This is a genomic window from Glycomyces algeriensis (assembly GCF_027622855.1).
GTDB classification, from domain to species: Bacteria; Actinomycetota; Actinomycetes; order Mycobacteriales; family Micromonosporaceae; genus Glycomyces; species Glycomyces algeriensis.
This window is the reverse complement of the sequence record NZ_JAPZVR010000003.1, coordinates 326,429-335,137: the sequence shown is the minus strand read 5'-3', so window position 1 is coordinate 335,137 and position 8,709 is coordinate 326,429. Positions and strand designations below refer to the sequence as shown.

Below are 8,709 nucleotides of genomic sequence, written 5' to 3'. Positions count from 1 at the left end.
CGCTCTGCCCCCCTCCCCCCCCCCCCCCGCCGCCCCGCCGGGCCGCCCCCCCCCCCCGCCCCCCCCCCGGGGCCGGGGGAGTAGGAGCACCGGCGATCGCGTTCGAGGAGGCGGACCGGTGTCGGATTGGATTCCCGATCGCGCAGCGCTGCGGACCAGGCCGTCGCACGGTTCGTCGCCGGGGTTTGCAGCCTTTCCCAGCGAGTTCTAGTGGTGCGCGGAGCGGTTCGTCTCGACGACTGCTTCCAGGCTCGGCATGGAAGTGAGGGCGCTGAAGTGCTCGATCAGGCGGTCGCGCGTCCGGGGCGCTTCGGACCGGTCGGCGGCGGCCAAGGCGGATGTCAGCGTCTCGGTGGTCAGTTCGGTGCAGTAGGCGGGTGTGCCCGGCTGCTGGCGCCAGGAGTCGACGATTGCGCCGGCGTCGACGGAATCGAAGCCGGAATCGTCCACCAGCTGCATGGCCGTGCGCCGTGCCCGGTCGGAGTCGGCGGCGACCGGAACCGCGATGCGGCCCGGGGTTCCCGGCTTGAGCGCCTTGGCCTGCAGAGTGCCGGCCAGAACCGCGTTCCATGCTTTGGCGACCGGCCGTCCCAGTTGCTCGGCGACCCACTGGCTCTCCACCTGCCCGTGCTCCACGGCCTCGATGTGGCCGTTGAGATGGGGGTAGTAGTTGGCGGTGTCGATGACCACGGTCTCGTCGGCGACGCCGGCGAACAGGTCCCTCAGGTCCGGAACGCGGTGGAACGGGACGGACACGATGACCGCGTCCCTGTTGCGAACGGCGTCGGCGAGGCTCGCGGCTTGAGCACCGGTGTCGAGTACCTCGGCCGGCACGGCTGCGGGTCCCCGGGAGTTCGCGGCCAGAACGTCGTGACCGGCGGCGGCGAGTCCGCGCGCCAGTGTGCCTCCGATGGCCCCGGTGCCGATGACGCTGATTCTCATGATTGGTCCCTAACGCTGTAGTCGGCCCGGTCGGGCCGGGTGCGGTCCATTGCGGTGAGTCATCCGGCGGGCTGCGTCTGGCCGGTCCGCCGGCGGTAGCCGGTATGGAGGAGCGAGCGGAGCCGGTCCAGCGACTCCGCATCGGCGGCGCCGGTGCCCTTGAGCCAGGCGACGGAGACGGCTGCGAGGAACAGGTCGTATCCACGCACTGATGTGCGCACGTGTCCGGCCCGCTGCGCGGACTGCACGTACTCGTCGGTTGCTGTGATGAGGAGGTCGCACGGCAGCGTGAGCGGGTTGTCCGGCCGGTGCTCTCTGGCGGCGGCCATGAGCGGTTCGGGGAGCCCGCTGAAGGCGCTGAAGTAGTCCTCCATCGCCCGCAGCCACTGCTCCAGCGCCTCGGCCGCGTCGTCGAGGCGCGCGATCGCCGTCCGGCGGGCCACGAGTTCGTCGGCGCGCGTCTGCAGCACGGCCGCCAGCAGCGCCTCCCTGGAGGGGAAGTGCCGGTAGAGCGTGGCGGGTCCGACGCCGGCTTCCTTGGCTATCGCCTCCAGGGAGGCGCCGACGCCGCTCATGAGGAAATGGCGTTGCGCCGCTGCCAGGAGGGCTGCGCGGTTGCGCTGCACGTCGGCGCGCGGACCGCGCCGTTGCCGCTCGGCTGCGCGTTCGACTTCGCTCACGCGTCCCGCCTTCCGAGGATGACACAAAAACGGAGGCCGCCTCCGATACGGACAAGTGTAAAACGGAGGCGGCCTCCTGTCGACTCGGCGCCGTCGTGTCAGTCGTCACCGGGTAGCCGCGCACGGTCACCACGAATTGGTCGCGCAGCCCCGTGCCGGAGGCGATCGCGTTCACCTGCGACCGCGACCACCGGGCGGGCATGGCTGCCGGCGCCCCGCCCTTTCTCAGCCCGAGTCCGGCCATGGGTCAGCTCGCTTTGCAGCACGAGGGCCGCCGCGCCGATCGCTGCTGCGTCGGGGCCGTTGACCGACGGCATCACCCGCACCGGGTGCGTCCGCCAGTGGACGGTGCGGCGGTCCACTTCCTCCTGGATCACGGTCTGGTAGATGGAGCCCGCTTCCGTGAAGCTCGGACCGGCCAGGACGATCGCGTCCACATCGAAGAGGATGGTCATGGTGACGGCGGCGGCGCCGAGATAGCGGGCCGACCGCTCGATGAGGTCGCGGGCGGCCGGATCGCCGGCGTTGGCGGCAGCCGCGATCCGCGCGAACTCCGTGAGGAAGTCGGCGGTGTCGGGGTCGGGCGCCAGTCGCTCGGCCAGCGCGGGCGTGGCCGCGGCCTGCCGGACCAGGGCTGACGGGCCGGCGTAGTTCTCCAGGCAGCCGACGTTGCCGCACGGGCACTGGTCGCCGTTGACGTCGATCGACATATGGCCGAGTTCAACGCTGTTGGAGGAGCTGCCCCGGTACACCTCGCCGGCGACCACGATCCCGCCGCCGATCCCGCTGGCCATGTAGATGCAGCCGTAGGTGCTTCGCCGGTCGACCGCGCCCAGCCAGTATTCGCCGATCGCGGCGGCCGCGGCGTCGTTGTCGAGTAGCACGGGCAGGCCGAGGGTCTGCGCGAGCCGCTCCGCGACCGGGTATTCGAGCCACGGCTCGGAGGGCTGCGGGCTCAGCAGCACGCCCGCGCGGCGGTCCTGCGGGCCGTAGCTGACCAGGCCGACCCCCAGCACCCGGGCGCGGTCCACGGCGGCCGTGGTCAGCAGGGCGTCCACCTGCGAGGCGATCATCGGCAGTGCCTGGTCCGGCGGCATCGCCGCCACACCCTGGAACGAGGTTCGGGCCACCGGCCGGCCGGCCAGGTCGACGATGACGATGACGCAGGCGTTGCGCTCCATCAGGACTCCGACGCTGTACCGGGCCCGGGGGTCGAGCTGCACCAGCGTGCGCGGCTTGCCGCCGGTCGGCGCACCTCGGCCGGCCTCGACGACCAATCCGTCGTCGATGAGCTCTCGCACGAGGTCGGAGATCGTGGCGCCGGTAAGACCTGTCGCCGCCGCGAGCTCCACCCGGCTGATCGTGCGGGCCGCACGGATGGCGTCCAGGATCAGGCCCCTGGTCCTCGATTTGCTCGTCCACGTCGGGCTGAGCGCCACGTGTGCCTCCTTCGCAGTGCTTTGTCAGGCTGCCTTGCTTACCCGCCTGCTTGCTCTTTCGCCCTCGCCCGATCGGCTGCACGACGCTTACCAAGCATAGATCCATGTGAATGCTTGACTTTATTCGGGTGCCTAACTAAGGTGAGTTCGGAAGCGCTCCCATCAATCCCTCACGAGAATCAAGGAGCTGAGATGCGACATCGTCAATCACTGTTGGTCGCCGGCGCCGTCGGCGCACTGGTACTGGGTGCCTTGGCAACCACGACCCTTCCCGCATCGGCGGCCACCTCGGGCTGCGCGGTCACCTATACCGTGCAGAGCGAGTGGCAGGGCGGGTTCCGCGCGGACGTGGAGGTCACCAACCTCGGCGACGCGGTGTCCGACTGGACATTGACCTTCGACTTCCCGAACGCAGGCCAGAAGGTCACGCAGGGTTGGAGCGCCGCCTGGACCCAGTCCGGCACCAGCGTCTCCGCCGACAGCATGAGCTGGAACGGGTCACTGGCCACCGACGCCTCCACCTCGATCGGGTTCGTCGGTGCATGGCGCGACGCCAACCCCGAACCGGCGTCCTTCGCGCTCAACGGCACGACCTGCACCGGTTCGACGACGCCTACCGGGGGCCCGACCACCCCCACCGAGGACCCGACCACACCCCCGCCGGACGGATCGGCGCCGGAGCTCAGCGTCTCCGGCAACCAGATCGTCACCGAGGACGGCGAGCCGTACCGGCTGCTGGGTGTGAGCCGGTCCTCCACTGAGTTCGCGTGCGTGCAGGGCAAGGGCCTGTTCGACTCCGGCCCGGTCGACCAGGCGTCCGTCGACGCCATGAAGGACTGGAACATCCACACCGTGCGCCTCCCGCTCAATGAGGAGTGCTGGCTCGGCCTCAACGGCTCACCCAGCGGCGCCGCCTACCAGCAAGGCGTCAAGGACTACGTCGATCTCCTGGTCGCCAACGGCCTCAACGTGATCCTCGACCTGCACTGGACCTGGGGCGCCTACACCACAGGACCGGACTGGCATTGCACCGATGTGCACGCCACCTGTCAGAAGCCGATGCCCGACGCGCAGTACGCCCCGCAGTTCTGGTCCGGCGTCGCCGAGACCTTCAAGGGCAACGACGCCGTCGTCTTCGACCTGTTCAACGAGCCGTACCCGGACATGGCCAGCGACTGGGACAAGACGTTGGGCTGGCAGTGCCTGCGCGACGGCGGCACCTGCGCCGGCATCGGGTACGAGGTGGCCGGTATGCAGGACCTCGTCGACGCGGTCCGCGACACCGGTGCCACGAACATCCTCATGATCAGCGGGCTTGAGTGGACCAACGACATGCGGGAATGGCTGGCCTACATGCCGGAGGACCCGCTGGACAACATCGCCGCCTCCTGGCATGCGTACAGCTTCAACCGGTGCGTTACCGAGTCCTGCTGGGACGCTGAGATCGCCCCGCTGATGCAGGAGGTGCCGGTCGTGCTCGGCGAGTTCGGACAGGACGACTGCGAGTTCGGCTACATGCAGGAGCTGGTCAACTGGGCCGACGCGAACGGTATGAGCTACCTCGCGTGGACCTGGAACCCGTGGGGCTGCACCGGCGGCGCGGTCCTCATCAAGGACTGGGCCGGCACTCCGGAGCCCGGTGTCGGCGAAGGCTTCCGGAACCACCTGCTCACCCAGAGTCCTTACCTGTAAGCCGACGAGCGCTCAGGCAGCGTTCGCGAACTGAAATAGTCTCCGGTTGAGTTCCGTTGTGCCACAGAGGAACTCAACCGGAGTTTTTTGTTTTCGCACCGGCTGCGGCCGGGCGCGGAATTCTCCTCCACTGAGCTCTATCCGAATGCGGCGATCGCTGCCATACTCACTGGTATCGATACCATCGGACGGAGGACAGTCTTGAGAAGACTTCCGATCGCTTGCGCTACAGCGGTATTCGTCAGCATGCTGGTCATCCAGCCCACCCAGGCCGCCCCACCGGAATCGGCCACTAAGACCACCTCCCATGCCGAGGTGGAGACCGAGGAGCTCCAGCAGCAGGGCGTCCCCGAACCCCAACCGTTCGACCAGGCCGCCTTCGACGCTTTCACCGACGACGGCGACGCCGAGTTCGGCCCGTACGAGGCGAGCTCGGCGCGGGCCGCCGAGAGCAGCGCCGTGCGCCAGGAGATCACCGCCGAGTCGCTCGACATGGAGCCGTTCGCCATGGAGGACGCCGCCACCGCGGCCGCCGACGACTGCGCCTCCTCCTACAACTACAACTTCCACGACTACGAGTGCCAGGCGTTCGCCGGCGACTTCGTGTTCCTCTACGACGTCAAGGACAACCCGGGCGACACCCGCGGCGTCCCCGCCGCCGCCGGCCCCAACGGCCGCGCGACCGCCGTGGTCGACATGATCAACGCCATCGACGAGGCCCAGTCGGCCTACCGCTCGATGGGCTACGAGGTCGACCCCGGCAGCGGGCCGTGGGCGGTCATCGTGGGGCTCAACGACACCCAGGAGGGCTGGTTCAACGGCGGCGCGTTCACGCTCCCGTTCGGCGCCAACAACCAGCCGATGATCATCCTGCCCTCCGACCCGGGCCTGAACGACGCGGACAACTTCGACTACCTGCCCCGCCACGAGTTCTTCCACATCGTCCAGTACCAGTACTGGGACGACACCGGCGACATCGGCTGGGCGTACGTGCAGGACTGGTTCGGCGGCAGCGACTTCAAGACCATGAACTGGTGGATGGAGTCGACCGCCGAATGGGCGACGCTCATGTCCTACCGGCTCCAGCCGTACGACCCGCGCAACCCCACCGCCGCGATGATGTACGCCCACGCGATCCCCGAGCACCTCGGCGATCCGGGGCGCGCCCTCAACGCCGCCGAAGCACTCGGCAGTTCGCGCCAGTACAGCACCTTCACGCTCGCGTTCTACCTCAACGAGACGACCGGGAGCGCCACGGCGGTCCGCAAGACCTGGGAGCACATCAGAGACCACGACTCGACGCCGATCACCGCGATCAAGGCCGTGCTCACCGCGTACGGCATCGACATCCCCTCCACCCTCCTGGGCTACTCCGTGGCGAACTACCGCCTCGCGGCCGAGCAGGGCGGCGCCCCGCCCAACCCCATGGCCGGATACGGCTACAACGACACCGAGCGCGACCTGTGGCGCGACTACCTCATGGGCGACTCGCGCACTGACGACCACCTGCTCGGCGAGTACCGCCCCGCGCGCACCACCCGCGCCGTCCCCATGGGCACCCAGGAGACCTACACGGCCGACATCGAACCGGGCGGCTCCGCCTACTTCGACTTCTCGGCCGTCCAGAACTCCGGCGACCCCACGGACGGCTACCAGTCCAAGCTCACCATCTCGGCCGAGGACCGCGACGACCTCGAGTACGTGGCCATGGTCTGGTCCCCGCAGGGCAGCCCGACCAGCCTCTCGGAGTACCCCACCGCCGCACGCGCGGTCTACCCCGACGTCAACAACGTCATCACCGTGACCGACTACGCCTACCCGATGGTCGTCACCCTCATCGCCACCCGCACCGACCTCCAGACCAACTCGGTCGAGGCCGACGGCGACGGTCGCGAGTACCGCTTCCGCGTCAGGGCCCTCGTCCCGCTCGACACCCCGTCGTGCAACCTCTCCAACCTGAACGTCAGCAACCTCCAGGACGACGGCGTCGCACCCGAGCAGCAGTTCCTCGACTATGCCGAGGACACCCCGAACGGCTGGACCGGCGGCGACTCCACCTATTCGGTGCGCCTGCCCGACGGCGACCTGCTGTGGCTGTTCTCCGACACGTTCCTGGGGCCGCTCAACGACGACGGCACCAGACCGGTCACCGCGCCGCTCATCAACAGCACCTTCGTCAGACAGGACGGCGGCGGCTTCTCGACCATCCAGGGCGGCACCACCGGCAACCCCGAGGCGATCATGCCGCCGCCCGAGGCCAACCACTGGTACTGGCTCGGCGACGGCATGATCTCCCGCCAGAACGGCACCGACTACCTCCAGGTGGTGTTCCAGGAGTACCTGCGGTTCGGCACCGGCGACTGGGACTGGCGGTTCGACCAGAACGTCGTCGCGACCTTCTCCCTGTCGAACCTGAGCGACCCGATCAGCGTCGAGGCCCTGCCCTCGCAGGCGGGCGCCTGGGGCTCGGCGCTGCTCCCGGCCAGCCAGTCCGGGGACGGCTACACCTACATCTACGGGCTCGCCGACGCGCCCACGAACAAGAAGCAGCGCATCGCCCGCGTCCACGGCTCCGACCTCGGGGCGACCGCGAAGTGGCAGTACTGGACCGACGACGGCTGGACCGCCTACGAATCGGACACCGGCATCGGCCTCAACGGCATCGCCAACGAGTACTCGGTGACCAAGTGGAACGGCCAGTACCTCCTGGTCAGCCAGGACTCCACGGTCGGGTTCAGCAACAAGGTCTACGCGTACACCTCGTGCTCGCCGGCCGGGCCCTTCACCAACCAGAGCCTGGTCTACCAGATGCCGGAGACCGGGATGTTCGGCGTCCCGTACAACGACGAGCGGATCTTCGCCTACAACCCGCACCTCCACGCCACGCTCAGTTCAGGCAACCGGTTCGTCATGTCCTACAACGTCAACACCTTCGACAGCCGCATGACCGCCGAAGGATCGCACTACACGGACCCGAGCATCTACAAGCCGCGGTTCATCAGCTTCACCCTGAATTAGGAGGTCGCAGGGCGAACAGCCGGACCGCTCGGTTCGGGCCGAACCGGCCCGAACTGAGCGGTCCGGCGGTGCGGAACCGCCGGACCGGTGACCGGCTTCCCGCGGCGACCGGGAACTCAGGGGCGCGGGCGACAATGTCCCTGAACAGCTTGCGGATGACCTGCGCGAACACGCTGCAGGACCTCACCAGAGCGACATCAAGACCGCCCGGTCGCCCTGCTGGGGCGGATGACTTCGCGTTTGCCGTGGACGCGCTCGTCGACGATCTCGACCTGCGGCGCGTACGTCGCGACGGCTTCGGCGAGGTGCTTGAAAGCGACCGGGCCGAGCCGGATGCTCCGCGCGTTGAGCATGGCGCCCAAGCGGATCGGGGAACCATCCTTGCGGTGGCCGCGGCTCTTGCGCTCCTGCTCGGTCGGTTCGCGTCGGCTGACCTCGTACCAGTCGTCGGGCTTCTCGACACCGACCTGCGCGGTCCAGCCCGGGATGAGCCATAGCCAGCGGGTGCGCTTGCGCCACAGGACGATCCGCTGCACCTCGTCCCACCCGAGGTTGACCTTCTTGCCGTTGTCGCGTGCGTACAGGCCGCCGACCTCGCGGTACAGGCGGATGCCGCCCGGGCCGAGGGTCGCCGCGGCGGGCTTCCTGATGAGGTTCCAGGCCTTCATCGCGGGCCATACCAGGAACGGGATGACGAACCAGAGGACGCCGGCCCAGGCGGGGACGGTCGTTTCGCTGCCCGTGCGCTGGTCGCGGTACTCGACGGGTTCGCTGCCGGCGCTCATCAGCATCCACGGCAGGGCGACGACGAGCGCCAGCGCGACGACGAAGAGCGCCAGGTCGTGGGGGCGCAGCCGGTCGTGGACGGCGGTCTGGGATCGGGATCCTGGTCGCATGTGGTGAGTCCGGGGTTCGGGGGCAGGTGTGGCGGCCATGTT

General features: G+C 68.9%; 6 protein-coding genes. 2 read left to right on the top strand and 4 right to left on the bottom strand.

What is annotated here, in order from left to right:
• Window positions 1–207: 207 nt before the first annotated feature.
• From O2L52_RS07745 to O2L52_RS07735, 3 genes are all read right to left on the bottom strand, one after another.
• The gene (locus tag O2L52_RS07745; RefSeq protein ID WP_270114788.1) at window positions 208–942 is read right to left on the bottom strand and encodes an NADPH-dependent F420 reductase; all 735 of its coding nucleotides are present in this window, start codon (window positions 940–942) and stop codon (window positions 208–210) included.
• Between the two features lie 59 nt (window positions 943–1,001).
• A complete protein-coding gene (locus O2L52_RS07740) occupies window positions 1,002–1,622 on the bottom strand; it encodes a TetR/AcrR family transcriptional regulator (RefSeq protein ID WP_270114787.1) in 621 nt (206 codons plus the stop codon).
• Window positions 1,623–1,720: 98 nt separating this feature from the next.
• Window positions 1,721–3,061: an ROK family transcriptional regulator gene (locus tag O2L52_RS07735; RefSeq protein ID WP_270114786.1), complete on the bottom strand. Its 1,341-nt coding sequence runs from the start codon at window positions 3,059–3,061 to the stop codon at window positions 1,721–1,723.
• A gap of 192 nt (window positions 3,062–3,253) precedes the next feature.
• Here O2L52_RS07735 and O2L52_RS07730 point away from each other — a divergent pair, with 192 nt between their 5' ends.
• Together O2L52_RS07730 and O2L52_RS07725 are read left to right on the top strand one after the other, a co-directional pair.
• On the top strand, window positions 3,254–4,753 hold the full coding sequence (locus O2L52_RS07730; RefSeq protein ID WP_344472826.1) for a cellulase family glycosylhydrolase: 1,500 nt from the start codon (window positions 3,254–3,256) through the stop codon (window positions 4,751–4,753).
• Window positions 4,754–4,999: 246 nt separating this feature from the next.
• The gene (locus O2L52_RS07725) at window positions 5,000–7,771 is read left to right on the top strand and encodes a DUF5005 domain-containing protein (protein ID WP_270114784.1); all 2,772 of its coding nucleotides are present in this window, start codon (window positions 5,000–5,002) and stop codon (window positions 7,769–7,771) included.
• A gap of 197 nt (window positions 7,772–7,968) precedes the next feature.
• Here the strand turns inward: O2L52_RS07725 and O2L52_RS07720 are convergent, their stop codons facing one another.
• Window positions 7,969–8,667: a hypothetical protein gene (locus O2L52_RS07720; RefSeq protein WP_270114783.1), complete on the bottom strand. Its 699-nt coding sequence runs from the start codon at window positions 8,665–8,667 to the stop codon at window positions 7,969–7,971.
• Window positions 8,668–8,709: the final 42 nt, after the last annotated feature.

Excerpts from the sequence above, each read along its gene's own strand:
- O2L52_RS07745 (WP_270114788.1), bottom strand. The coding sequence starts at position 942 with ATGAGAATCAGCGTCATCGGCACCGGGGCCATCGGAGGCACACTGGCG.
- O2L52_RS07730 (WP_344472826.1), top strand. The coding sequence starts at position 3,254 with ATGCGACATCGTCAATCACTGTTGGTCGCCGGCGCCGTCGGCGCACTG.
- O2L52_RS07725 (WP_270114784.1), top strand. The coding sequence starts at position 5,000 with ATGCTGGTCATCCAGCCCACCCAGGCCGCCCCACCGGAATCGGCCACT.
- O2L52_RS07720 (WP_270114783.1), bottom strand. The coding sequence starts at position 8,667 with ATGCGACCAGGATCCCGATCCCAGACCGCCGTCCACGACCGGCTGCGC.